Origin of the sequence: Allofournierella massiliensis, from assembly GCF_964241245.1 — a bacterium.
Classification (GTDB): domain Bacteria; phylum Bacillota; class Clostridia; order Oscillospirales; family Ruminococcaceae; genus Allofournierella; species Allofournierella massiliensis.
On the sequence record NZ_CAXSWZ010000029.1, the window covers coordinates 1 to 25,463 of the forward strand.

Below are 25,463 nucleotides of genomic sequence, written 5' to 3' on the forward strand. Positions count from 1 at the left end.
AAAAATGAGATAGGCAACCCTTTCGGGGAAGTCTATCTCATTTTTTTCATTTTAGGCTATTTTGCAACAGCCCCTTTCTTCTTTTCTCAGCTCTGCCCCTCGGCCCACAGCGTTTCCAGCCGGGCCAGCAGGGCCTTCCGCTGCCCCTCGCCCACAAAGGCGGCTTCCAGCGCGGTGCGGTCCATCCGGTAAAACTCCTCGTCGGAAAAGCCGAACTGATCCGCCAGCACCCGGTGCTCGTTGGCCAGTGTGGTGGCCGAGACGGTGGGGTTGTCGGTGTTCACGGTCACCCGCAGCCCCGCCTGCTGGAATGCCCGGATGGGATGCTCCGCCGGGGTGGCCACTGCCCGGGTCTGCAAATTGCTGGTGAAGCAGCATTCCAGCACCGCGCCGCTCTCCCGCAAGCGCTCCACGCACTGCGGCGAACGGATGGCCGCGGTGCCGTGGCCGATGCGCCTTGCCCCGAAGGAAAGGGCGGTGAGGATGTTCTCCCAGCTGCCGCACTCTCCGGCGTGGATGGTGAAGGGGATGCCCTCCGCCTTTGCCCGGGCAAACAGGGGCCGGTAATGCTCCATGGGCACCATGCCCTCGGCCCCGGCCATGTCCACGCCCACAACGCCCTGCCCCAGATACTGCCGGGCGGCGTTCAGGGTAGCCTCGTGGTCGGCGTCGCCGCCCACCATAAAGCAGAGCAGCAGCCCGATGCCGATTTCCGGGTACTGAACCCTTGCGGCCCGGATTCCCCGCAGCACCGCTTCCACCGCCTGCTGCTGGGTCAGGCCTTTTGCGCAGTGGCTGGCGGGGGCAAACCGCAGCTCGGCGTACACATAGCCCTGCCCGGCCAGCCGGCAGACCAGATCAAAGGCGCACCGCTCCAGCGTTTCGGCGTATTGCAGAATGCGCAGCGGAATGTCGAAGCATTTTAAATAATCCACCAGATTTTCGCACAGCGGCTGGGCGGCCAGCGCCGCGGCCAGATCCTCCGGCTCTTTGATTCCCTGCTGTTTCAGGCACTCCCGCGCGAAGGCCTCGGTCAGCGCGCCGTCCATGTGAAGATGCAGCTCCACCCGTCCCGGATACATGGCTCTCCCGTCCTTTCCGAAGGGCTCCTTTTCGCCGGTGTGGCAGAGCCCGTTTTTCTGTATTATACCACAGATTCCCCCCTCACTGGAAAAAGACCAGCAGCGAGTTATACAGATCCGCGATCCAGCTTTCGTACCGGTGGGCGCCGTCGGTGAGGGTCACAAAGGCGTAGTTCTCCCCGTCCACAAAGCGGTCGCCCATCTGCTCCAGCGTCAGGTCCCGGAATTTCTCGTGGTTGGGCAGCGCAAAGTCTCCCACGCCGTTGCCGTTATACCAGAAGCGGATGGGATACGCGGCAAACTCCCCCTCCAGCGCCTCCTTCATGGCATCGAACTCCTGCCATGCCCCGGAATAGGAGCCGAACCAGGCAATGATGTCCGCGTTCTGGGTCAGGCCGGAGCGGCAGACGGTCATCGACCCGCGGGACAGGCCCGCGAAGGCCCGGTGCTCCCGGGAGGTGATCAGGCTTTCCTCGCCGGTGTCACCGCCGGCGTAGGTGCTGAATTTGCCCTCCACCGCCGGGATGATGCTGTTCCGCAGCTCCTGACCAAAATATTGGGGCCAGATGTTCTGCTCCCGGTCGTCGCCCTTGCCCTGGCCGGAGATGTACCGGTCATCCAGCCGCCGGGCCAGCTCCTCCACCTGCTCACTGCCCAGCGGGCAGCCCTCCACCCGGGAATAGTAGGTGGGCGTGACCACGATCACCGGCTCGCACAGGCCCTGATCGATCATGTTGTCCAGCACCGGCAGGGTCTGCTCGCCCCACTGGTCCAGCCAGTACTCCTCCATCTCCCCGTCGCCCGGATATTTGGTGCCGTGGAGCAGATACAGCACGTTGTACTGGCGGCTCTCGTCGTAGCCGTAGGGCAGATAGACCCGCAGCCGCTTGTGCAGCGTTTCGTCCTTCCCCAGCAGGTCGTTCACCACATAGGCCGGAGTGTCGTATTCCACCGTCACCACCGTGCCCTGCCGTTCACAGGGGGTCTTGCCCCCTCCTGCCAGGCAAACTCCCAGGGATAATCCTGAATCACGGGCTGGGCCGTGGGCGAGGGCTGGGCCGTGGGGGCAGGCTGCGCCTGCTGTGCCCCGCAGCCGGTCAGCAGCAGGCCGCAGGCACAGAGCAGTGCGGCAATTCGTTGTTTCATCCGTGTTTCCTCCTTTTGCAGGCTGTTTTCCGGCTTTATTATACAAAACACGGAGTACTTTTCCACATTTCATTCACAATCTGTCGAAAACCGTGCATCTTCTGCGAATCCGCCCCGCCATTGCAACCGGTTTCACCCCTTTCTCAGCCTTCTTTCAGCCCATTGCAGAATCTTCCACACCCGATGCAAGGTTTCAAAACGATTGTGCAGCTTCCACAACTTTGCGCCGCCCAGCTGTGCAGTTTATCCATTGCCCACCCCAACCGGCGGCGGCTACAATGAAAGCAGCCTATTTTCACTGCACGAAAGGACAACAAACATGGAATTTATTACGGAAAATGGCCGGGCGGTGGGCCGCATCGGTCAGGGCACCTGGTATCTGGGCGAGAATGCCGCCACCGCCGCCCGGGAGCGCAAGGCGCTGCAGGCAGGCGTGGAGGCAGGCATGAACCTGATCGACACCGCCGAAATGTACGGCGAGGGCGCATCCGAGCATCTGATCGGCAGCGCCATCCGGGGCATGGATCGGGCCTCGTTGTATCTGGTGTCCAAGGTGTACCCCTTTCACGCGGACCGGCGCAGCATTTTTCTGAGCTGCGAAAACTCTCTGCGGCGGCTGGGCACCGATTATCTGGATCTGTATCTGCTGCACTGGCGGGGCGCGGTGCCTCTGGCCGAGACGGTGGAGTGCATGGAGCAGCTGAAGGCAAAGGGACGCATCCGGGCCTGGGGCGTTTCCAACTTTGACGCGCTGGACATGGACGAGCTGATGGAAGTGACCGGCGGCAGCCGGTGCGCCACCGATCAGGTGCTGTATCATCTGGGCAGCCGGGGCGTGGAATTTGATCTGCTGCCCTGGATGCAAAAGCAGGGCATGCCCATGATGGCCTACTGCCCTCTGGCACAGGCGGGCAGCCTGCGCCGGGATCTGGCGGGCTGTGCCGCGGTGCAGAACGCCGCCGCAGCACACGGAGTTTCGCCCTGGCAGGTGTTGCTGGCCTTTCTGCTCACCCGGCCGGGGGTGTACCCCATTCCCCGCAGCAGCCGGGCCGAGCACACGCTGGACAACGCCGCCGCGCTGGAACTGCGCCTGAGCGCCGAGGAGCTGGCCGCACTGGATGCCGCCTTCCCGGCGCCCACCCGCCGCACCCCGCTGGATATTGTGTAAGATAGCTGGAATTTGATCACAGAAGGAGCGAATGAAACATGCCTACCGAATCCCCGAAAATCATTCAGATCAAGCCCCAGGACAACGTGGCCGTGGCCGTGCATGACCTGGAGGCGGGCGTGGAGGCCGCCCCCGGCCTGGTCACTCTCCAGCCCATTCCCCAGGCCCACAAGATCGCCCTGACCCACATTCCCGCCGGGGGCGAGATTCTGCGCTACGGTGTGGTGCTGGGCTACGCAAAGGATGACATCCCCCGGGGCAGCTGGATCAACGAGCACATGCTCACCCTGCCCCAGAGCCCCACTCTGGACGACATGCCCTACGCCACCCATCTGGTGCCCGCGGAGCAGCTGCCCGCCCCCACCCGCACCACCTGGATGGGCTACCGGAACAAAACCGGCCCCGCCGGTACCCGCAACCTGCTGGGCATCGTGACCACGGTGCAGTGCGCCGCCGGTGTGCTGAAGGTGGCGGTGGAGCGCATCAAAAAGGAGCTGCTGCCCAGGTATCCCCATGTGGACGGCGTGGTAGCGGTGACCCATCCCTACGGCTGCGGCGTGGCCATCAACGCGCCCATGGCCGAAATCCCCATCCGGGCAATCACCAACCTGATCCGTCACCCCAACTTCGGCGGTGAGATCATGGTGGTGGGCCTGGGCTGCGAAAAGCTCACCTACGACCGGGTGCTCCCGCCCGAGGACATCACCCCGGAAAACGTGCTCACCCTGCAGGACTGGGCGGGCCACGACGCCATGATGCAGGCGATTCTGAACATGGCCGACAAAAAGCTGCAGAAGCTGGACCAGCGCCGCCGGGAAGAGCTGCCCTTAAGCGAGCTGCTCATCGGCATGCAGTGCGGCGGCAGCGACGCCTTCAGCGGCATCACCGCCAACCCCAGCGCGGGCTATGCGGCCGATATGCTGGTGCGGGGCGGCGCCACCGTGATGTTCAGCGAGGTGACCGAAGTGCGGGACGGCGTGCGCCTGCTGGCCGCCCGCTGCGTGGACAAGACCTGCCGGGACAAGCTGGCCGCCGAGATGAAATGGTACGATGACTATCTGGACGCAGGCGGCGTGGACCGGGACGCCAACCCCACTCCGGGCAACAAAAAGGGCGGCCTTGCCAACATTGTGGAAAAGGCCATGGGTTCCATTGCAAAATCCGGCACCAGCCCCATTGTGGAGGTGCTCAGCCCCGCGGAAAAGCCCACAAAGCACGGTCTGATCTACGCAGCCACCCCCGCCAGCGACATCGTGTGCGGCCCCAGCCAGCTGGCCAGCGGCATCGGCCTGCAGGTGTTCATGACCGGCCGCGGCACTCCCTACGGGCTGGACGTGGCCCCGGTGATCAAGGTGTGCAGCCGCAACGAGATGAAGGAGCACTGGTTCGATCTGATCGACATTTCCGCCGGCGGCGTGGCTACCGGTGAAGCAACCATCGCTCAGGTGGGGCAGGAGATCTTCGACTTCATTCTGGACGTGGCCAGCGGCGAAAAGCAGCCCTACAGCGACCAGTACGGCTTCCACAACGACCTGTGCATCTTCAATCCCGCTCCTATTACCTGACCGCCGCACCCCGGCTTTTTGCCGGGGTGCTTTTCCACCCTTTTTTCACCATTGGCAAGGAGGAAACACAATATGGCCATTCATGTGGTAAACGAAGCCCGGCGCTGTCTGCACTGCAAGGTGCCCCAGTGCCGCACCGGCTGCCCCATCAACACCCCCATTCCGGACATGATCCAGCTGTTTCTGAACAGCCAGCTGGATGCCGCTGGCGAGATGCTGTTTGAGAACAACCCCCTGAGCGTGGTCTGTTCGCTGGTGTGCGACCACGAAAAGCAGTGCGAGGGACACTGTGTTCTGGGCCGCAAAAGCGCCCCGGTGCACATCTCCAGCATCGAGAACTACATCTCGGACACCTATCTGGACCGGATGCAGATCCGGCGCGAAGGCAACCGGGGCAAGCGGGTCGCCATCATCGGCAGCGGGCCCGCGGGCATCACCATCTCGGTGCTGCTGGCCCAGAAGGGCTACGATGTGACCCTGTTTGAAAGCCGGGAAAAGATCGGCGGCGTGCTGCGTTACGGCATTCCCGCCTTCCGGCTGCCCAAGTCGGTGCTGGACCGGTACAAGGATCAGCTGGTGAAGCTGGGGGTGAAGATCCGGCCCAATACCGCCATTGGCGGGGCGCTCACGGTGGACGATCTGCAGCGGGACGGCTATCAGGCCATCTTCATCGGCACCGGCGTGTGGCGGCCCAAAAAGCTGGGCATTCCCGGCGAGAGCCTAGGCCACGTGCACTTTGCCATCGATTATCTGGTGGATCCGGATGTGTATGATCTGGGCAATGATGTGGCGGTGATCGGCGCGGGCAACTCGGCCATGGACGTGGCCCGCACCGCTCTGCGCAAGGGGGCAAAACATGTGACCATCCTCTGCCGGTCCGACAGGGCCGCCGCCAGCGTGCGGGAGGTGGACTACGCGCTGGCCGACGGAGTGGAATTTCTTTACGGCATCCACAGCGAGCGCATCACCGATCAGGGCGTGGAGTACCGGCAGGCATCCTTCGATGAAAACGGTCAGGTAACCCAGCTGAGCGAACCGGCGCTCTTTCCGGCGGACAGCGTGATCATTGCAGTGAGCCAGGGCCCCAAGGACAAAATCGTGAACACCACCACCGGCCTGAATACCACCGAACGGGGCCTTCTGGCCACCGACGAGACCGGTCACACCAGCCGCCCGGGCATTTTTGCCAGCGGCGACGTGGTGCTGGGCGCCCGCACCGTGGTGGAGGCGGTGAAGTATTCCAAGACCGTGGCCGCCGCCATGGATGAATACCTGCAGAGCCTGAGCTGAGCCCGATACGCAACAAGAGCCTGCGCAATGCGCAGGCTCTTTGCTTTTTTCTCACATATGATAGATTTGGTAAAGAGCCCGGTTGTAAATATCCAGCACCCGGCGGGCCCCGTTCACATACACACGGCCCGCATCGGTGAGCACCAGATGACCGTGCTGGCGCTGGAACAGCTTGGCGTCCAGCTCCTTTTCCAGCTTTTTCACATGCTGGCTCAGGGCGGCCTGGCTGATCAGCAGCCGCTCCGCCGCCCGGGAAAGGCTCTTTTCCTCGGAAATGGCAATCACATATTCCACGCTTTGCAGGCTCACGGTTCTCCCTCCCCTTCAAATTCGCTCAAAATCTGCTGGGCCCGCACGTTCAGACCACGCTGATAGGCGGGGTTCTCCATATCGCTGCGGATCACCAGATAGGCCAGATACCGCTGGGCCTCGCTCAGCTCTGCTCGCCCCGGCGGCAGCAGCATGCCCAGGTGCATGTAGTACCGGGGATAAATCGAAAAATACACCGTATCTTCCCGATTTTTCTGCATGGAGCTGGCGGGAATCAGCGCCACGCCCATTCCCTGCCCCACCATGCGGCAGAGCACCAGCAGATTGTTGGTCTCAAACACCTCGGTGGGGTGCAGCCCCTCCTTTTCCATGATCCGGTCATACACCGCGCGGGCGGTATTCCCTGACGCCATGAGCACAAAGGGAGAATCCGCAAAGCAGCGGATATCCACACAGGGCAGCGCGTCGCCCCGCTCCCGGGCCATGGCCGCCATGGGATGAAAGCCGGGCACCGCCGCCACGATCTCCTCCTTCATGGTTGCAATGATCTCGAACCCTTCCTCGCCGCTGATGTAGCTGGACAGGGCACAGTCCACCTGACCCCGGCGCACCCAGTCCTTGATGTCCCGGGTGTAGCCCTCCCGGATCACCAGCTCCACATCCGGGAACCGCCGGTTGAAAGCCGGGAACACCTGCGCCACCATCAGCGAGCCCCGCAGCGGAGTGGCGCCAATCACAATGCGGCTGCTCTGACGATGGGTCAGCCGGTGGATGGTCTGATAGGTCTGCTCCTTCACCGCCACGATCTCCCGGGCGGCATTCAGCAGCACCCGGCCCTGCGCGGTGGGCACAAGGCAGCGACCCTCCCGCCGGAACAGCGCCGCGCCCAGCTGCTGCTCCAGCCCCTGCACAAACACCGTAAGGGTCGGCTGCGAAACCTTCAGCAGCCGACCCGCGGCGGAAAGGCTGCCTGTTTTTTCGATGGCCAGCAGATACTCCATGCTTCGCACGTTCACGCCCGTTTCCTCCCGTTTTCCGTTCTGACTTTATTGTATCGCTGCGAATGGTCAGGCGCAAGAACATCCATAGTTTTTGCTTATAATTTGTATAGTCTTCGCTGGATTGTGTGTCCGTCATTTTCTCTGTAATATAGTGATATAGAGAAAAAACAACAGGCATTTCGCACAATTTTGCGGCCGCACTCCATGGAAAAACGTCGATTTTTCCTGTTGTTTTTCAACCAAACAATCAGGAGGATCATCATGACCATAGAAATGATTATTGTTCTGGCCATTCTTGCGTTCATGGTCGTCATGCTGCTGACCCGCATCATCCCTTACGGTGTGACCGCAATGATCTGCTGCGTGGCCTTTGTGCTTACCGGTGTTTGCGACCTTTCCACTGCCTTTTCCGGTCTTTCCAACAGCACCACAATCATGGTGGCAACCATGATCGTGGTGGCAACTGCCCTGGGCAAGACCAGCCTGGTACACCGCCTGCGCGGTGTGATGACCAATCTGCAGGGCAAGCAGGGCATTTTCCTGGTGGTTGCGCTGTATGTGATCACCATCGCCCTATCCCAGCTGATGGGCCAGATCGCCTGCCTGTCCATCATGCTGCTGTTTGTGCAGACGCTGGACGAAAAGAGCTCCATCTCCCCCGCCCGCATGCTGTTTGCGGTAGCTTGCATCAACACCATCTGGACTTCCAAAATTCCCATCGGCATGGGCGCCACCATGCCCGGCACCATCAACTCTTTCTATCAGGGCATGGTAGGTCCTGAGGATCTGCTGGCTATCACCGATTACTTCAAAGCTGGCATTCTGCCCGCCATTGTCGGCACCCTTTACTGCATCCTGTGCTATAAACTGATTCCCAGTGGCAAGATCGACAACTCCCAGGTAAAGGACGTGAAGGAAACCGAAGCCCTCAGTCGACGGGATGAAATCATCACCTTCTTGGTATTCTTCCTTGTTATGGGTGGTTTCATGTTCTCCAATCAGCTGGGCAGCGATGTCACCAATGTTCTGCCCGCCGCCGGCGTACTGATCCTGATCCTCACCAAGGTTCTCAGCGTTAAGGAAGCCGTTTCCACCCTCACCAGCGACATGGTCTGGATGATCGCCGGCATGACTGTGATGTCCTCGGTTCTGGGCAGCACCGGCGTGGGCGATTTGATCGGCAACACCGTACTGAACATTCTGGGCTCCAATCCCAGTGGCTTGTTTGTGTCTATCGTGTTCTGTGTGGTCACCACCATCCTCACCAACTTCCTTTCCAACATGGGCACCATGGCCCTCATGTGCCCCATCGCCGCAGCCACAGCACAGGCTGGTGGCATGAATGTGAAGGCCGTGGTTCTGGTGGCGGCTGTTTCCAGCTGGTTCGCCATTGCAATGCCCACCGGCTGTGCCGGTGCCATGATGGCCTTTGGCATTGGTAATCACAATGCCTTCAAGGTGATGAAATTCACCCTGCCTCTGGTATTGCTGCTCATGATCTCGCTGATTATCGGCGTGAATCTCTTCTTCCCTATCTACAATTAAACCTTATCAAACATACGAGGCAACAACATGAAACAGTACATCGACCCGGGCCATAAGCGCAAGGCCCTGAATCTCATCGACAACGTGGTCTATGCCACCCGCACCGATCTGGAGGGCAACCCTCTGGAGCTGAAGCTCTCGGTGCTGCTGCAAAACGGCAACAGCGAACAAAAGCTCGCCATCGGCGAAGACGATCCCCGGGAGGATCATTCCCCAAAGCCCGCTCTGGTGTGGATTCCCGGCGGCGGCTGGCGCGGCGCAGACAAAAACCTGATGCTGGGCGAGATGACCGAGTTTGCCAACGCAGGCTATGTGGTGGCGTCCATCTACTACCGCAGCAGCGCTCAGGGCCATTACCCGGATCAGATCCGGGATGTGAAGGAAGCCATCCGCTTCCTTCGGGCCAACGCCGCGAAATTTGAGATCGACCCCGAACACATTGGCGTGTTCGGCCGGTCGGCGGGCGGCCACCTGGCTGCCATGGCCGCCATGAATCTGGATGGCGACGACGTGGGGGAACATCTGGACCAGTCCTCCAGAGTGCAGGCCTGCTGCGACATGTTCGGCCCGGTGGATGTGCTGGCGCTGATGGAAAGCGAAGAAAAACGTTTTTCCGATCCTTCCTTCCGCTGGCACCGGGTGGAGGATACCCACGGCGGCGCACTGCTGGGCGGTGATCCCGCCACCATGAAGCAGCGTGCGGTGGCCGCCAGCGTGACCGGCAAGATCAATCCGGGCATGTGCCCCATCCAGATCCTTCACGGCGACAACGACCCCATTGTTCCGCTGGGGCTGAGCAGCGAGCCCTTCTATCAGGCCATCTGTGACGCCGGTCTGGAGGAAAAAGCCGAGCTGTATGTGCTGCATCACGCCGGCCATGGCTCCCGCGAGTTCTTCCAGCCCTCGGTCAAACAGCTGATGATCGACTTCTTCGACCGTCATCTCAAATAAGCATTCCTCTTTTCTCTTTTGCGCTGCGCCGGTTTCTCTTTCTCACACCCTCCGGCAAAAGCGTGTACAAACCAAAGAACGCCCCGGCTTTGAGCCGGGGCGTTCTTTGCATTTCGAGAGAAAAGAGGAAAAATCCGTCTGCTGCTTCAGCGCACCAGGCAGGGTTTCTTGTGGTCGTACTTCCAGTTCGGAATCAGGTACTGCATGGCCATGGCGTCGTCCCGGTCGTGGCTGGGCAGGCTGTTGTACAGCGCGTTGGCCTGCATCACCCGCTCCATGTTCAGGTGCACGCCCAGGCCCGGGGCATCCGGCACCTGCAGCTTGCCGTTCACGATCTGCGGGGTATCCAGCAGCAGGTTCTGGCCATCCTGCCAGATCCAGTGGGTGTCCAGCGGGGCGGGCTCGCCGGGCGCTGCCGCACCCACCTGAGCGAAGGCCGCCAGCGTGATGTCGAAATGGTTGTTGGAGTGCACGCCCCAGGTCAGGCCCCACTTCTCCAGCAGCTGGGCCATGCGGATGGTGCCGTCGAAGCCCCAGAAGTGGGGGTCGGCCAGAATGATGTCGCAGGCGTTCAGGCTGATGGTGTGGTAGAACTGCCGCCAGTCGGTGGCGATCATGTTGGTGGCCACCTGGAACTGGGTGGCGTTCTTGAATTCCCGCATGATCTCGCGGCCGGAGTAACCGGCCTCGGGGCCGCAGGGATCCTCCACATAGGTGATCACATCGTGCATGTCCTTGCACAGGCGGATGGCCTCCTCCAGGCTCCAGGCGCCGTTGGGGTCAATGTTGATGCGGGCTTCCGGGAATGCCTTCTTGATGGCCCGCAGCGCCTCCATCTCCTCTTCGCCCCGCAGCACGCCGCCCTTGAGCTTGAAGTTGTTGAAGCCGTACTTCTCGTGCAGCACCTGGGCTTCCTCCACCATCCGCTCGGGGGTCAGGATCTCCTCCCGGCGCAGGCGGAACCAGGGGTCGCTGCTGTTGCTCTCGTCCAGATACTGAATGCCGGGGGCGGTGTACTTGTTCTTGTCGGACACATAGAACATGTAGCCCAGCATCTCCACCTCGGTGCGCTGTTGGCCCTCGCCCAGCAGCTGGCACATGGGCACGCCCAGGAACTGGCCCATCAGATCCATCATGGCGCACTCGATGGCCCACTCGCTCTTGACCACGAACTTCAGCTTGGAGATGTCCAGCGTCTGGATGCCCTCGCCGTCGTCGCCTTCGGCCCGCTGGGCCAGCTTGTGGATACGCTGCAGCACCTGACGGTAGCAGGCCACGGGCTGGCCCTCCACCAGAGGCTTCACCGCGTTCAGGCATTCGCAGGTGTAGTCGCCGCCGTGGATCTCGCCGATGCCGGTGTGGCCGGCGTTGTCGGTCAGGATGACCAGATTTCGGGTGAAGCAGGGGGCGTGCGCTCCGCTCAGGGTCATGAGCATGCTGTCGTAGCCCGCCACCGGGATCACCTGCATTTTGGTGATGATGGGTGATGTTGCGTTCATTTTGTTTTTCTCCGGTTTCTTACTGGTTGCGCGGCTGTTGTGCCGCGTTCTCTTTCTGCCTTTATTGTAGTTCCACGCCCCGTTCGACCACAAGCGGCAAACCTTCCGGGATATGCCCCATCGGGCTGTGCGCTTTGGCAAACCGTTCAGATTCGTTTCATCTTCCCTTCACCGGGCGTGCGTCATCGTTCATTTTTTCACACAAAGCAAACACCGCCCGGCGCTGAGGGGACATGATCCAGCGTTCGGGCGGTGTCTGCTTTATAAGGAGAATATTAAAATGAGAGGTTCGGTAACAGTTTGGGTTTGTCTGCCCGGCTCAGCGCACCAGCGCCAGTGCCACATCGTTCACATTGGTGCCGGTGGGGCCGGTTACAATCAGACCGTCGGTTTTTTGCAGGGCATGGTAGGCGTCGTTCTCCGCCAGTACCCCGTGCACGGTGAGCCCCGCGGCCAGCAGTGCGGCCCGGGTGCTTCCGTCCACATAGCCGCCGGCGGCATCGGTGGGGCCGTCGGTGCCGTCGCTGCCCACACTGAACACGGCGGCGTTATCCATGCCGGCAATGCCCTCGGCGGCGGCCAGGGCAAGCTCCTGATTGCGGCCGCCCCTGCCTTTGCCGGTAAGCTGCACCACCGTTTCACCCCCGGCGATAAAGGCCATGGGATGCTCCGGACGGGCATGGGTTTTTACGATGGAGGCAAGAAAGCTCCCCGCCTCCTTTGCCTGACAGCACAGCTGGTCGGTGAGGATCACCGGCTCATAGCCCAGCTGGCGGCAGACCTGGGCCGCAGCGGCGCACAGCTGGCGCACGCTGCCGGTGATCTGGGTTTCCACATTGTCCAGCTGCTTGGGGGTTTCCTGCTTCAGGCACTCCATGGCAGCGTCGCTCAGGGTCAGATGATATTTTTCCACCACCGCCAGCGCCTGAGCACAGGTGGAGGAATCCGGGCAGGCCGGGCCGGAGGCGATCATGTCCAGCGGGTCGCCCAGAATGTCGCTGAGCACCACCGCGAACACCTTCGCCGGGGCGCACAGCTGAGCAAAGCGCCCGCCCTTCACCGCACTCAGCCGCTTGCGCAAGGTGTTCATCTCCACGATGTCCGCCCCGCAGGCCAGCAGCTGGCCGGTGATGTTCTGCAGCTCCTCGCCGCTCACCAGCGGTTTTTCAAACAGGGCGCTGCCTCCGCCGGAAAGCAGGAACAGCACGGTGTCGCCCTCGCCCGCATCTTTGACCAGATCCAGCGCGGCCTGGGTGGCGGCGAAGGAGTTTTCGTCCGGCACCGGATGGCCCGCTTCATAGCAGGTGCAATGGGGAATGTCCCCTTTCACATGGTCGTATTTGGTCACCACCACGCCGGCGGAAAGCCCGTCGCCCAGCTGGGCGGCAGCGGCGCTGGCCATCTGCCAGGCCGCCTTGCCCGCCGCCACCAGCAGCACCCGGCCGGAAAACTTCCGGCCGCTCAGGGCGCGGCGCACCGCCTCGTCCGGCAGAACGGCCTGAATGGACCGTTCAATGATGGTATTCGCATCGCTGCGCAGGCTGCTGTTCATGGCACATTCCTCACTTTTTGTCTGGATGGGATCAGCGGCCGATCTGAATGCCGGTCAGCTTCTCATAATACTTGGCAATGGCGCTGTGATCGTTCTGGCCGCAGCCGTTGTTGTGCAGCCACTGCATCACTTCCTGCACAGCGGCAGTCATGGGCAGCGGAGAGCCAACGGTGTGGGCGCAGTCCAGCGCGTTGTTCAGGTCCTTGATGTGCAGGTCGATCTTGAAGCCGGGCTTGTCGTTGCCGGCGATCATCATGGGAGCCTTGGCTTCCATGACGGTGCTGCCGGCCAGACCGCCGCGTATGGCCTGGAACACCAGCTCGGGATCCACGCCGGCCTTCTGGGCCAGGGTCAGAGCCTCGGCCAGAGCCTGAATGTTGCAGGCAACAATGATCTGGTTGGCCAGCTTGGTGGTGTTGCCGGCGCCCACGTCGCCGCAGCGCACAACGGAAGCACCCATGGCGCCCAGCAGATCCTTGAACTTGTCGAACACTTCCTGCTTGCCGCCCACCATGAAGGACAGGGTGCCGTCGATGGCCTTGGGCTCACCGCCGGAAACGGGAGCGTCCAGCATATCGATGCCCTTGGCCTCCAGCACGGCGGCAATCTCCTTGCTGGCAACCGGGTTGATGGAGCTCATGTCGATGAAGGTGGAACCGGCCTTCATGTGGGCAGCCACACCGTCGTCGCCCAGCATGACTTCCTTCACCTGGGGGGAGTTGGGCAGCATGGTCAGCACAACGTCGCAGCTCTCACCGATCTCAGCCTGGGTGGCGTAGCTGGCGCCGGCGGCGACCACCTCGTCAATGCTGGCCTGGTTGCGGTCGTTCACAACCAGCTCGTAGCCGGCCTTCAAAAGATTCTTTGCCATGGGCTTGCCCATGATGCCCAGTCCGATCAAACCAATTTTCATGATAAATTACCTCGTTTCTTTTGTATAGTGTTTCTCTGAATGTTCAGGGGAAATCATAAGAATTTGAACAGGTTCAGCCCGATCTCATTGCTTATCTGGCGTTCCACGGTGCCGTCCACCACGTCCAGCACCATCTCGCAGGTGCCGCCCACCACTGCGCGGCTCATGTGGCCGCCCAGCGCCCGGTTGTCCAGCCCGGCGGCGCTCAGATGCAGGTGGGCATAGTGCTTACCCTCCCTGGTGGTCACGGTGCCCCACAGGCTGGTGATCTCGGTCAGCTCGTGGTAAGTGTGGCTGTCGTATTGTTTGGTATCGGGGTTGAACAGGCCCACGGTGAACTCGCTCAGCGCACCCAGCGCCTTCACCTCAGCCAGAGTGATCTTCTCGGCTTCGCACAGCTTTTTCAGCTGCTCCAGAATCTCCTCGCCCCGGTCGATGCGCACAAAAACCTTGTTTTGAAAGCGGCGGTATTCCATCGGTCCTCGCTCCTTTCCAAATTACAGCAGGTCCATGTCCTCCAGCACCTTGCGCAGCTTCGCCTTCTGGTCTGCATTCAGCTCCTGAATGGGATCCAGGCACTTGCCCACCGGCAGGCCCTGCATCACCAGCGCCTCCTTGATGGTCTGGGGGAAGGTGCCCATGTTGGTGGCGATGCGCAGGGGGGCCAGCTTGTACTGGGCCTCCAGCGCGCCCGCCAGATCGCCATCCTCCCACTTGTCGTAGATGTCGGCGGTGATGCGGGGCGCCACGTTGGCGCAGCTGGCAATGGCGCCGGTGGCGCCGTACATCAGAGCGGCGAAGATCAGGGTGTCGCGGCCCATGAGCACGTTGAAGTGATCCCGCTGGTCACGGGTCAGGCGCAGGTACTCCTCGCTGTTGGTCATGTCGCCGGTGGAATCCTTCACCGCCACGATGTTGGCGCAGTCCCGGGCCAGCCGGGCCACCGTTTCAGGGGCAATGGTCACGTTGGTCTTGGGCTTGTTGTTGTAGAGGATCACCGGCATGTCGGTGCTGTCGGCAATGGTCTTGTAGTAGGTGTACAGCTCATCCTGGGTCTGGCTGATGAACATGGGGGTGAGCACGCTCACTGCGTCGTAACCGCCCACCTGCTCCACCAGGTGGATCAGATGGATCACACCACGGGTGGTAATGTGGTTGCAGCCGGCGAACAGCTGGATCGCCCGGCCCTTGCGGGTGGTCATGCCGGCCACCGCATCCTTCACGGTGGTCAGGATCTTTACGAACTCCTCGTCGTTCACTGCATAAAATTCACCGGTGGTTCCCATGGGGAACAGCCCGTGCACGCCGTTTTCCACCAGCCGCTTGCTCATCATGGCCAGGGTTTCGTAATCCACCGATCCGTCCTCACGGAAAGGGGTGATAATGGGGGGTGTGATCCCATAGGGCACAAAAGCCACGGTCTATCATCCTTTCTTTCACACATGGGCGTCGCCTGTGCGCCGCCTTCCTTCTCGACACTTCCCATTATAAAAAAACGCCCCGGCAAAACAATTGACGGATAAGCCAAAGCCCCGGGGTGCATTTCATTGCAATTTGCCAGTCTTTCAAAAGCGTGCGAAAAGCGTTTCATTTTTCTTTCATGCTGAAACAGAAACCTGCATTTTCCCAGCAAAAAGCACCGCACTCCGTGAATGGAATGCGGTGCTTTTTTCAGATCTCAATGCCCAGCTTTTTGATCTTGCGCCACAGGGTGGTGGTGCTGATGCCCAACTCCTGCGCGGTGACGGCCCGGTTTCCGTCGTTGCGCTCCAGCGCCTCCAGAATCCGCTGGCCTTCCCGGCTCTGCCGGGGTGCGGCGGGCTGGCCTGCCTCGCGGGCCAGCGGGGGGAACATCTCATCGTACAGGCTGCGGATGGCGGTTTCGTCGATGCTGCGGTGGCGGGCGGTGAGCACCAGCCGCTCCAGAAAGGCGTTGATCTGGATGATATTGCCCGGCCAGTCCAGGCTTTTCAGCAGCTCCATGCCGCCGTTTGTGATCACATGATAGCGGCGCAGGTTCTCGCACAGCCGCTGGAAGGTGGCCTGCAGCATGTCCTCCAGATCCTCCGGCCGCTTTTTCAGCGGGGGCAGATCAATGCGCAGACCCGCCAGCAGATAGTACAGATCCATCCGGAACGCGCCCTCGCAGGCCAGCGCGTACAGATCGCCCTCGGAGGTAACGATGATGCGGGTATTCACGTGCACCGGCCGCTCCAGATTGCTCTGGATTACCCGGTGGTAACGCACCGCCTGATAGATGTTGGACTGCACGGTATGGGAAAGCTTGTCCACCTCCTGCAGCAGCAGAGTGCCGTTCTCCGCCATGCCCAATACGCCCAGATCCACCTCGCCATCCTTGTTCTTGTAGCCGGTGCCGAACAGGGCAGTCATCTGATCCTCCGGCTCCAGACTGGCGCAGTTCAGCTGCACGAAGGGGCCGGTGCGGTTGGTGCTGTTGTTGTGGATGCACTGGGCCAGCAGGCTCACCTCCAGCCCCTGCGGCCCCGCCAGCAGAATGGGCGCGTTGGACTGGCTGAACAGCCGGGCCTGATCCACCGCCTTTGCCATGGCGGCCGAGCGGTGGTGCACATTGTCGAAGGTGCGCTGGGTCAGGTTGCCCTGCAGCAGTTCGCCGTCCTCGGCGCGGGGGTCCAGCTGGATGGAGCGGTGCACCTTGTGGCAGGAAAGGATTGCCCCGTCCACCTGGCCATCCTCCAGCCGGATGGGGGCCAGAATGGCCACCATGGCCTGATACCGGATGTGCAGAAAGGTGGAGTAGCTGTTGCCGCCGGCCAGCACGTTGTCGATCACGTCCTTCTCCAGGCCGGGGATCACCTCCTGCAGCGGGCGGCCGACAAGGGCATCCCGGCTGCATTCCAGCGCTTCCAGCATGATGTCGTTGCTCTTGGTCACCCGGCCGGTGCGGTTCACCTGAATGTAGCCGTTGGTGGTGTTGTTCAAAAGCGCGTCGATCTGGGCGTTGGCCCGCTGGTTCATCTCGTTGGCCATGAGGGCGGTCTCGGCGTTCTGGATGGCATCGTTGAAGGAATCGTCGCTGAAATCCAGAAACAGGCTGGCGCAGCCCGCCTGCCGGGCCATGTCCATGGTCAGATCACCGCCGATGATCACGTCCGGCTTGCTGGCCAGCGCCTTGCGGTTCATCTCCTCGTATTCCTCTTCGGTGCGGTAAGCAAAAATCTGCAGATCCACCCCGAACAGCATGCTGCAGCAGCTGGTGTCACACAGCATGTCGCACACGGCCACCAGCGCCACCCGGGGCCGGGGCTCCACCGTGAGCCGCTTCGCCTTGCACAGCAACAGGCCGATGCCCTGCGCCGTGAGCTTTACGCTCACCACCGGCACGTTCAGATTTTCCCGGATGCGCAGCGCCTGCAGGCCACGGCAGATCAGGATTCCCGCCCCGTTCTGAATGGAGGTGCGGGCCTCCTCCACCGCGTTCTCGGTCTCGATCTGGCGGATCTCGGCAATGGAGTAATGCCCCTTGGCCAGCTCTCTGGCCTGAAGGACCAGATCGTCCTTGGGCAGAAGAATCGCAATGTGGCTCATAACAGCCCCTTTCCGGCAGCGGCGCTGCCCGCGTGATACACCTGCAATCAATTTGCAAGGATTCTGAAATCAATTATACCAGCTTTCGCCCCGCCGCACCAGCGGCAGGCGGAAAAGGGCGGGCCTTGCCGGCCCGCCCTGAAAAAACATCGCTTTTGCGGCTCAGCGCACCATGCAGGGGCGCTTGGGATCGAACTTCCAGCCGGGGATCAGGTACTGCATGCCCTTGGCGTCGTCGCGGGCGCCCAGGCAGTTGTCCACATACAGCTGGTGTGCCTTCATCACCTGCTCCCGATCCACCTCGATGCCGAGGCCCGGCTTTTTGGGCAGGTCGATGCAGCCGTCCACAATCTGCATCGGCTCTTTGGTCAGCCGCTCCAGGCCCTCCTGCCAGATCCAGTGGGTGTCGATGCCGTTCATCTTGCCGGGAATGGCGGCGGCGCACTGCACCACCATGGCCAGGCTGATGTCGAAATGGTTGTTGGAATGGCAGCCCCACATCAGGCCGAAGTCATTGCACAGCTGACCCACGCGAACCGAGCCGTTCATGGTCCAGAAATGGGGATCTGCCAGAGGAATGTCCACGCTCTGCAGCGCGATGCAGTGGCACATCTGCCGCCAGTCGGTATTGATCATGTTGGTGGCGGTGGGCATCATGGTGGCCTTGCGGAACTCGGCCATCACCTCGCGGCCGGAAAAGCCGTTCTCAGCGCCGCAGGGATCCTCGCAGTAAGCCAGCACCTTCTTCAGCTCGGGAGCAATTTCCAGCGCCTCGGCCAGGCTCCAGCAGCCGTTGGGGTCCAGATCCACACGGGCGTTGGGGAAGGCCTCCTTGATGGCCTGCACCGCCTTCAGCTCCTCCCTGGGTTCCAGCACGCCGCCCTTCAGCTTGAAGTCCTCAAAGCCGTATTTGTCGTGGGTGGCCTTGGCCAGAGCCACAATGGCTTCGGGGGTCATGGCCTCCTCGTGGCGCAGGCGGTACCATTCGCAGTCGGAATCCGGCTCCGAAGCGTAGGGCAGATCGGTCTTTTTGCGGTCGCCCACATAGAACAGGTAGCTCAGGAAACGCACCCGCTCCCGCTGCACACCGTCGCCCATCAGCGCGGCGGCGGGCACATCCAGATACTTGCCCAGCAGGTCCAGCAGCGGAGCCTCAATGGCGGTGACCACATGCACACCGGTGCGCAGATCGAAGGTCTGCTGGCCGCGCACGTCGTCCTTGATGTTGGCATCCAGCCAGGCGCGCACCTTGTTCAGGGTGGCCTTGTAGTCACCGATGGCGGTACCGACCACCAGATCCTTCACGCTTTCCAGCGCGCTGGTGATCTTCTGGCCGCCGGGCACCTCGCCCACACCTTCGGTGCCGGTGGAGTCGGTGAGGATGACGATGTTGCGGGTGAAGTAGGGGGCATGCGCGCCGGAGAGGTTCAGCTCCATGCAGTCCCGCCCGGCAACGGGGTACACTTCCATCTTGGTGATCACGGGTGTTTTCATAATTGATGCTCCTTTGCATTGTTCGGAATCGGGCGGGCCGCAAACAGCCGCCCGGCGCTCGGTCTTTCGTCTGGTATAAGCATACCAGCGGCGGGCGGCGGCGGCAATCTGCAATGCCGCCTAAAATCCCGCGGGCACATTGTGCGCTTCGCACGGGATTTCATTCACCCGTTGCAATCTTTTCATGTGCATTTCAAATTATTTCATCACCCGTGCCAAGGCCCTTCGGATACATGGTCCGCACCGCTGCGGCCCGGCCCCGCATGGTCTCGCCCCACTGGGCCCGGTCGATCCATACCCGGTAGTCGGTCCGATCCGCGGGGATGTTGGGCTTCACATTGCCCTGGTTCAGGTGGCTGGGCAGGCAGATGTCCACCTTCCAGCGGTCGGCCAGCTCCAGGCAGTCCTCCACAAAAACACGGGGCAGCTGCCGGGGCAGATCGTATCGCTCCAGATATTCCGGCGCCATCATGGCAACGCCCAGTCCGCCGTGCATGGCGCAGCGGAAGGTCTCGCCGGTGGTCTCGTCGGTGTCGTCAAACCAGAAAGAGGTGGCCCCGGGGGTGTGCCCGGGGGTCAGGCGGGTGTGCACCGAAAAGCGGCCCAGGTCAATGGTGGCACAGTCATCATAGAAGTGGTCTGCCCGGTAATCCACCATGGGCAACGGGTCGGTGCGCTCCTTCCACAGCTGGTGCTGTTCCTCGTCAATGGCCGAAATCCACACCTCTGCCCCGGACAGTTCCTGCAGATAGCGCGCGCCGTTCACATGGTCCCAGTGCCAGTGGCTGAGCAGGATCTTCCGGATCCTGCGCGGGTCGTAGCCCAGCTGCCAGATCCGATCCAGCATCAGATAAAAGGAGGCCCGGTAACCGGTGTCGATGAGCATCAGCTCCTCGCCGCAGTCCAGCAGATAGGCGCACACGTCGTCCTGACCGCCCACCTGCCACACATGGGGTGCCGCCCGGTAGGCGGGCACCGCGTATTTCCAGGGATGCTCCACCGGCGCGTAAAACAGCTTTTTTTCCATTGTCAGCGGCTCCTTTCCTTGTTCCACAAAAAACGGCCCCGGCAGAATGCCGGAGCCGCATACAGAATCCATTGCACAGCGCACGCCGCACACTCAGCGGAAGATGCCCAGCGCCCAGCCGAATACCAGCCAGAGGATGTTCATCACCCACAGGGGCTTGAAGCTGAACTTCACATAATCCGCAAGTTCGGTCTTGTCGCCCAGGTCGCAGGCCAGATACAGCTGAGGCTGCGCCACAGGCGAGATCATGGCGCCCATGTTCATCAGCAGAGCCATCACAACCACCTCGTTGGCCACACCGTACTGGGTGCTCAGAGCAGCCACGATGGGCACGATGGAGAACTGCCAGATATCGTTGGTAAAGATGAGCATCAGCGGGAAGCTGAACACCGCAATGATCAGGTACATCCAGGGGCCCATGGCAGTGGGGATCAGGCCGATCAGGAAGTCGACCATGGCGTCCATCATGGGGCTCTCGCTCAGCACGCCGACCACCACGCCGGACAGGAAGATGGCACAGGCGGTGGAGTACATCTGCTTGCCGTAGCTCTTCATCAGCTCGCCCTGGAGCTTCTGGTCAGGGTAGTTCACCGCCATGGCGATCACCAGGCCCACCGCAAAGATGAAGTAATCCGGGCAGGGTACCACAGTCAGGCCCACGATCAGGGCAACGGTGAGCAGCAGGTTGAACCAGAACAGCTTGGGGCGGGCCAGCTCGCTGTATTCCATGTGCACTTCGCTGGTGCTTTCGCCGTCCACCACACCGGCGCCCTTCTTCATCTGCCATTTGGCCATCAGAACGGCGGCCACAATGCACATGGCAATGTAGATGAGCATCAGGGGCAGCATCTTGGAGAAGATGTAGTTGTTGGGCGAATCGATGCCCTCCAGCAGGGTGGCTGCACGCAGGTTGCGGGCGTTCCAGGGCAGCACGAACAGTGCGCACATGGTGGCCGAGCACAGGAACAGCAGTACCTTGGGGTCAATCTTCAGCTTTTTGTAGAGGGGCAGCATCATGGGCACGGTAACCAGATAGGTGCTGGTCACGCTGCCGTCGATCTCGGTGATCAGGGAGACCAGCACTGTGATCACACAAACGGTAACCACGCTGAGCTTGGTCTTTTTCAGCAGGATCTCCACCAGCCGGTTAAACAGGCCCGCATCGTTCATCAGGGCGAAATAGGGCAGCGAGAAGAAGATAATAAACATCAGCTCCATCGTTTTGCCCAGGCCGGTCTCCACATAGCTGCAAACCTCGGCTACGCTGGAACCAACCAGAAACGCGCCCACGATGGGGATCACCGTAAAGGCGAAAATCGGGCTGACAGTCTTTTTCAGCAGGAGTACTGTGATGAGGATCATCATCACAAATCCCACTATGGCGGGATAACTCATCTGTAATTCCTCCGGTTCATTGATTTCTCTTTTGCGTGCTGAAACAGCTTCGAGCAACCGTGGCCACAGTTGTCTTTCTCACAGTGCCATCATACCAGCCTGTCGCCGCCTTAACAATCGACAAAAATCACCAAACCGGCCCCGGCCCCTTGTACCATTCTGCCGAGATTTCGTTTTGCGTTCCATTTGTCTTGCAGGAATTTCAGAATTCTTTCAGTTCCCGTGTTTCTTTCTCTTTTGCATCCCCGCCAAAATCCGTATTTTTTTCTTTTGCCCGGGCTCTGATTTTTGCAGAGCCGTGAATTTTGCAAAAGAAAAATCCCGGATGTTTTCACATCCGGGATTTTTGGTGGGAGCGGGTGGATTCGAACGGCCGGAGACCTCCCGTTTCTTCTTTTCCCCGCTTCCTGCCCTGGTTTTTTCCTTAGATTCTGCGGATTCTGTTTTCCATAATACCATTGATTCCGCCCCGTTTCAATGAGGTGTGGTCCAAAAAACGGGGTCCGGAATCATTGCACAAAACCGAAAGGAGCTTACCCATGCCTGTTTTCCGTGTTCCGAAACGGAACAACTACACCGTTATGAGCAATGTCCATCTGCGTGATCCAAATCTTTCATTGAAAGCCAAAGGACCGCTCTCCTATATGCTCTCCAATCCAGATGACTGGGACTACAGCATTCGCGGTCTTGCCAGCCAAAACCGGGACGGTCTGGACAGCGTCCGCACCGGGCTGAAGGAGCTGGAAGCTCACCATTACTTAAAGCGCGAAAAGGTGCGCGATGCACAGGGCCATATCATCGACTACGATTATCAGATCTTTGAACAGCCCTTTTCCTGATTCGCTCCCTGGCCCGAAATCGGCTTTTCCATGATCGGATTTTCCAAATACGGAGATTCCGATGCAACCAAGTATAGAAGAGAGTAAATATAGAAAGAACCAAATATGGAACCTACTATCTGAAAAGAGGAAAGCGCCTTCTTTTCATTTTAAAATCCCAGGCTCGAAAGCTCGGCGCTTCTTCCCACAGCCCATTGCGCTGCCTTCTTCGGCACACCGCTCTATTCAGCCGGTAAACTTCCAGCAAGCACGGCATTTGTCCACACAAACGCCACTTGTCAGGGGAAAACCCCTGATACCCCATTCCATCTGAAAGGATTCTGCATCATGCGAAACAGACCCATCCGCTTTGAAACATTTCTCTCGAAAGAAGAGGTGCAGCACCTGGAGCGCCTGCAAACCGTGAGCGGCCTATCCAAGAGTGCCATTGTACGCCAGTTGATTTCCGGCTGTTCCATCAAACCACGCCCCGCGGAAAGCTACCGGGAACTTTCCAGAGAGCTGTCCGCCATCGGGAACAATCTGAACCAGATCACCCGTCTGGCCAATGCAACCGGTCGACTGGATGATCCACAAATTCAGCAGGTTTCCGCGATCATGCAGCAGGTTTGGACTGTGGTGCATAATACTCTATAACCCCTCTTATCTGCTATGAGCATTCACTATATTCTGCTGCATTGATTCCTATTTATCTTCCCTGACTCAACCGCTGGGACAGCTCAATCAAACGGCCTGCACAAGCACGCACCTCTTCCTCTTTCAGGACGCCCTCCCGCAAAGCTTTCCGGATATCTGCATCATCCTGCGGGTTTCCTGGCATGATCACATCATTCCCTGCTGCCGCACACTGCCAGGGAATACTGCCATCTGCGGGAACGGTGGTGTTCCAATCAGACATAATCAGTCCGCCGAATCCCCACTCCTTACGAGCTACCACCGTACACAGATCTCTGCTGTTCGCCGCCTGCACACCATTGATACGATTATACGAAGTCATGATCGCTGCCGGAGCTGCCGCCTTGACCACAATTTCAAATCCTCGCAGATAAATCTCTCGCAACGCTCGTTCCGAAACACGCACATCCACGCCCATTCGGTGATCCTCCTGGTTGTTGCACGCAAAATGCTTGATGGTCACCCCTCGGCTGCCGTCATGCTGCACGCCACGGGTCACCGCCGCCGCAATCATGCCGGACAGCAGCGGGTCCTCCGCATAATATTCAAAATTACGTCCACAGAGTGGATTCCGGTGAATATTCAGTCCCGGGGCCAACCACAGATCGATATGGAACTCCTCCATTTCCGCGGCAATCGCCCGCCCGAATTCATCCATGAGTTCAATATCCCAGCTTTGAGCCAGCGCCGTGCCCACCGGAAATGCCGTGCAGAACTGATAGTAGGTGTCCGCATTGTCATGATGCTTCGGCTCATCCAGGAATCCGTTGTCCAGGGATCCCAATACTCCGGTGGGAATAACCTCACCCGTATCCCGATCAACCTGATAGCTCTGGCGCAGCCGGAGACCGGCAGGGCCATCCGCCATAATCAGCGACCGAACCCCACGGGATGTCTCCAGCGCCTCGGACGTCTCGCCCGCAGAACCAGGCACGCGGATTCCCGCGGAACCCAAGGTGCTGGCGCCTTTTGTGATATTGCCGTAAAGCAGAGGGATCAACTCCTCCACCGGGCCGTCTGCCAGCGGGACTATTGCGGCCTGTGCCTTCTCCTCCGGCTCAGGGTTGAACCGAACGCACGGCAGTTTCATCTGTGTGGCCAGCGCCGCCTTCTCCATTGCAGGCGCAGCACATTTCAGTTCTTCAAAGGGATGCTGCACCGGGCAGATCGGATGTGTACGCTCCAGCACCTTTTCTGTCTCCACCTTCAGGTGGGCGCAGGGCTTACAGTTCACACTGCTATTGCCTGCAAAAAGAGTATACACGCCTTGTTCCAGGATCCACGCCTGCTTTTCCTGAGAAAAGGAAGCCAGCTGCTTCGCATCCACCGCAATCGTTACACACTGAGTCTCCCCCGGTCCAAGTTGCTGCGTCTTTGCAAAGCCCACCAAACGCCGGTATTCCTTTGCGCCCCCGTTCTGCGGGCAGGTTGCATAAACCTGAACCACTTCACGCCCCGCATAAAGTTTGCCGGTATTGCTCACCTTAACTGCCACCCGAACAGCATGCGCATCAGCCTCCACCCCTTCAAACTCTACCGAAAACTCGGTGTAGGACAGTCCGTAGCCAAACGGGAATAAGGGCTGTATATCAAAACTATCAAAGTAGCGATAGCCCACATAGATTCCCTCTGTGTAAATTTCTTTCTCCAAATCGCCATTGCACGCCCCGAATGTATCTGCACTGGGGTAATCCGTATAACGACGTGCCCAGGTGGCAGTAAGTTTCCCCTCCGGGACCACTTTCCCAAGCAGAACATCTGCAACGGCAGCTCCTCCCTGCTGACCCAGCTGAGAAATCTGCAGGATCGCCGCCAGATGGTGCATCTGCTCCATCAGGTCGGTCAGCTCCACCGGACCTCCCGCATTGATCAGCAGGATCACCGGAAGTTCTGCCGCATCTAACCTGCGAAGGTCTTCCCGCTCCTGTTCGCTCAGCCGATAATCGCCTTCCTGTGCGGTTCGATCCTTTCCTTCTCCCGAAATGCGACTGATCACATACACCGCAGCAGCGGCCCCCCGCCAGTCTTCCGGTTCAATGTCTCGCCCCTGCGGAAGCACAAAAGGGTTGTCTGCATAGGCATCGAATGGGTTTTCCACCTTTTTTGCATCTTCCAGAATTTTGTCTCTCCACTGAAAGCGCGCCGTCATATACCGTTTCTCATAGTCTTCTATCCATGATTCACTGGTCAGAGGCACTCCAACCGCCTTAAGGCCCTCATAAATCGAGATATTCTCCCGATTGTTCACATCTCCGGAGCCGATTCCGCCCTTTACCGTATGCCCTGCACCGTTTCCGAACAGCGCAATTGGCGCCGTTGCCGCCAGTGGCAAGATCCCATTATTTTTCAGCAGTACGATCCCAGATGCTGCTGCTTTTCTCGCCAGTGCGGCGTGACAAATTTCTCGCGCAGCAGGAGCCGCATCCCGGCTGCCGCTAAAATTATGCGTTATTACCATAAAACAAACTTCCTCTCAAATATGAA

General features: G+C 60.0%; 23 protein-coding genes. 7 read left to right on the top strand and 16 right to left on the bottom strand.

What is annotated here, in order from left to right; all coding sequences use genetic code 11:
- Positions 1-86 precede the first annotated feature (86 nt).
- The 3 genes from add to ACESYO_RS13345 form a co-directional block, all read right to left on the bottom strand.
- Positions 87-1,082: an adenosine deaminase gene (add, locus tag ACESYO_RS13335; protein ID WP_373210452.1), complete on the bottom strand. Its 996-nt coding sequence runs from the start codon at positions 1,080-1,082 to the stop codon at positions 87-89.
- Between the two features lie 82 nt (positions 1,083-1,164).
- Complete coding sequence (locus tag ACESYO_RS13340; RefSeq protein WP_373210451.1) at positions 1,165-2,043, bottom strand: alpha/beta hydrolase; 879 nt, start codon at positions 2,041-2,043, stop codon at positions 1,165-1,167.
- On the bottom strand, positions 2,037-2,228 hold the full coding sequence (locus ACESYO_RS13345) for a hypothetical protein (protein WP_373210449.1): 192 nt from the start codon (positions 2,226-2,228) through the stop codon (positions 2,037-2,039). Before ACESYO_RS13345 ends, ACESYO_RS13340 begins: the two co-directional genes overlap by 7 nt.
- A 319-nt stretch (positions 2,229-2,547) precedes the next feature.
- Here ACESYO_RS13345 and ACESYO_RS13350 point away from each other — a divergent pair, with 319 nt between their 5' ends.
- The 3 genes from ACESYO_RS13350 (at position 2,548) to ACESYO_RS13360 (ending at position 6,251) form a co-directional block, all read left to right on the top strand.
- A complete protein-coding gene (locus ACESYO_RS13350; RefSeq protein WP_373210447.1) occupies positions 2,548-3,396 on the top strand; it encodes an aldo/keto reductase in 849 nt (282 codons plus the stop codon).
- 38 nt (positions 3,397-3,434) lie between these two features.
- Positions 3,435-4,961, top strand: a complete 1,527-nt coding sequence (garD, locus tag ACESYO_RS13355) for a galactarate dehydratase (RefSeq protein WP_087182869.1) — start codon at positions 3,435-3,437, stop codon at positions 4,959-4,961.
- Between the two features lie 72 nt (positions 4,962-5,033).
- Entirely contained in the window at positions 5,034-6,251 is a 1,218-nt protein-coding gene (locus ACESYO_RS13360) for an NAD(P)-dependent oxidoreductase (RefSeq protein WP_373210445.1), read from the top strand.
- Between the two features lie 51 nt (positions 6,252-6,302).
- Here the strand turns inward: ACESYO_RS13360 and ACESYO_RS13365 are convergent, their stop codons facing one another.
- Both ACESYO_RS13365 and ACESYO_RS13370 read right to left on the bottom strand, forming a co-directional pair.
- The gene (locus ACESYO_RS13365; protein ID WP_373210444.1) at positions 6,303-6,560 is read right to left on the bottom strand and encodes a LysR family transcriptional regulator; all 258 of its coding nucleotides are present in this window, start codon (positions 6,558-6,560) and stop codon (positions 6,303-6,305) included.
- Complete coding sequence (locus tag ACESYO_RS13370) at positions 6,557-7,537, bottom strand: LysR family transcriptional regulator (protein ID WP_373210443.1); 981 nt, start codon at positions 7,535-7,537, stop codon at positions 6,557-6,559. Before ACESYO_RS13370 ends, ACESYO_RS13365 begins: the two co-directional genes overlap by 4 nt.
- 246 nt (positions 7,538-7,783) lie before the next feature.
- On the opposite strand from ACESYO_RS13370, the gene ACESYO_RS13375 reads away from it, so the two are divergent.
- Positions 7,784-9,067, top strand: coding sequence for an SLC13 family permease (locus ACESYO_RS13375; protein WP_058963931.1), 1,284 nt, complete (start codon positions 7,784-7,786; stop codon positions 9,065-9,067).
- Between the two features lie 27 nt (positions 9,068-9,094).
- Positions 9,095-10,018, top strand: a complete 924-nt coding sequence (locus ACESYO_RS13380) for an alpha/beta hydrolase (RefSeq protein WP_058963930.1) — start codon at positions 9,095-9,097, stop codon at positions 10,016-10,018.
- 146 nt (positions 10,019-10,164) lie between these two features.
- On the opposite strand, the gene ACESYO_RS13385 is transcribed toward ACESYO_RS13380, so the two are convergent.
- The 10 genes from ACESYO_RS13385 to ACESYO_RS13430 all read right to left on the bottom strand — a co-directional run bounded on the left by ACESYO_RS13385 (position 10,165) and on the right by ACESYO_RS13430 (position 21,924).
- Positions 10,165-11,517, bottom strand: coding sequence for an enolase C-terminal domain-like protein (locus ACESYO_RS13385; RefSeq protein WP_276870886.1), 1,353 nt, complete (start codon positions 11,515-11,517; stop codon positions 10,165-10,167).
- Positions 11,518-11,836: 319 nt separating this feature from the next.
- A complete protein-coding gene (locus ACESYO_RS13390; protein ID WP_373210441.1) occupies positions 11,837-13,069 on the bottom strand; it encodes a glycerate kinase type-2 family protein in 1,233 nt (410 codons plus the stop codon).
- A gap of 31 nt (positions 13,070-13,100) precedes the next feature.
- On the bottom strand, positions 13,101-13,982 hold the full coding sequence (gene garR, locus ACESYO_RS13395) for a 2-hydroxy-3-oxopropionate reductase (protein ID WP_058963928.1): 882 nt from the start codon (positions 13,980-13,982) through the stop codon (positions 13,101-13,103).
- Positions 13,983-14,035: 53 nt separating this feature from the next.
- A complete protein-coding gene (locus ACESYO_RS13400; RefSeq protein ID WP_373210439.1) occupies positions 14,036-14,458 on the bottom strand; it encodes a PPC domain-containing DNA-binding protein in 423 nt (140 codons plus the stop codon).
- A gap of 21 nt (positions 14,459-14,479) precedes the next feature.
- Positions 14,480-15,391, bottom strand: a complete 912-nt coding sequence (locus ACESYO_RS13405) for a dihydrodipicolinate synthase family protein (protein WP_373211296.1) — start codon at positions 15,389-15,391, stop codon at positions 14,480-14,482.
- 262 nt (positions 15,392-15,653) lie between these two features.
- Positions 15,654-17,549 carry a sigma 54-interacting transcriptional regulator gene (locus tag ACESYO_RS13410; RefSeq protein WP_373210436.1) on the bottom strand — a complete coding sequence of 632 codons (1,896 nt, stop codon included), beginning with the start codon at positions 17,547-17,549 and terminating at the stop codon, positions 15,654-15,656.
- A 162-nt stretch (positions 17,550-17,711) separates the two neighbouring features.
- A complete protein-coding gene (locus tag ACESYO_RS13415; protein WP_058963924.1) occupies positions 17,712-19,043 on the bottom strand; it encodes an enolase C-terminal domain-like protein in 1,332 nt (443 codons plus the stop codon).
- A 193-nt stretch (positions 19,044-19,236) separates the two neighbouring features.
- Positions 19,237-20,070, bottom strand: coding sequence for an MBL fold metallo-hydrolase (locus ACESYO_RS13420; protein ID WP_373210435.1), 834 nt, complete (start codon positions 20,068-20,070; stop codon positions 19,237-19,239).
- Between the two features lie 93 nt (positions 20,071-20,163).
- Entirely contained in the window at positions 20,164-21,465 is a 1,302-nt protein-coding gene (locus ACESYO_RS13425) for an SLC13 family permease (protein ID WP_058963922.1), read from the bottom strand.
- A 213-nt stretch (positions 21,466-21,678) separates the two neighbouring features.
- Positions 21,679-21,924 carry a hypothetical protein gene (locus ACESYO_RS13430; protein ID WP_373210433.1) on the bottom strand — a complete coding sequence of 82 codons (246 nt, stop codon included), beginning with the start codon at positions 21,922-21,924 and terminating at the stop codon, positions 21,679-21,681.
- Positions 21,925-22,004: 80 nt separating this feature from the next.
- Here ACESYO_RS13430 and ACESYO_RS13435 point away from each other — a divergent pair, with 80 nt between their 5' ends.
- Both ACESYO_RS13435 and ACESYO_RS13440 read left to right on the top strand, forming a co-directional pair.
- On the top strand, positions 22,005-22,304 hold the full coding sequence (locus ACESYO_RS13435) for a helix-turn-helix domain-containing protein (RefSeq protein ID WP_283128153.1): 300 nt from the start codon (positions 22,005-22,007) through the stop codon (positions 22,302-22,304).
- 327 nt (positions 22,305-22,631) lie between these two features.
- Positions 22,632-22,940 (top strand): MobC family plasmid mobilization relaxosome protein, encoded by a 309-nt coding sequence (locus tag ACESYO_RS13440; RefSeq protein WP_373210431.1) that lies wholly within the window; start codon positions 22,632-22,634, stop codon positions 22,938-22,940.
- Between the two features lie 52 nt (positions 22,941-22,992).
- On the opposite strand, the gene ACESYO_RS13445 is transcribed toward ACESYO_RS13440, so the two are convergent.
- On the bottom strand, positions 22,993-25,437 hold the full coding sequence (locus tag ACESYO_RS13445; RefSeq protein WP_373210430.1) for a glycoside hydrolase family 3 protein: 2,445 nt from the start codon (positions 25,435-25,437) through the stop codon (positions 22,993-22,995).
- Between the last annotated feature and the right edge of the window lie 26 nt (positions 25,438-25,463).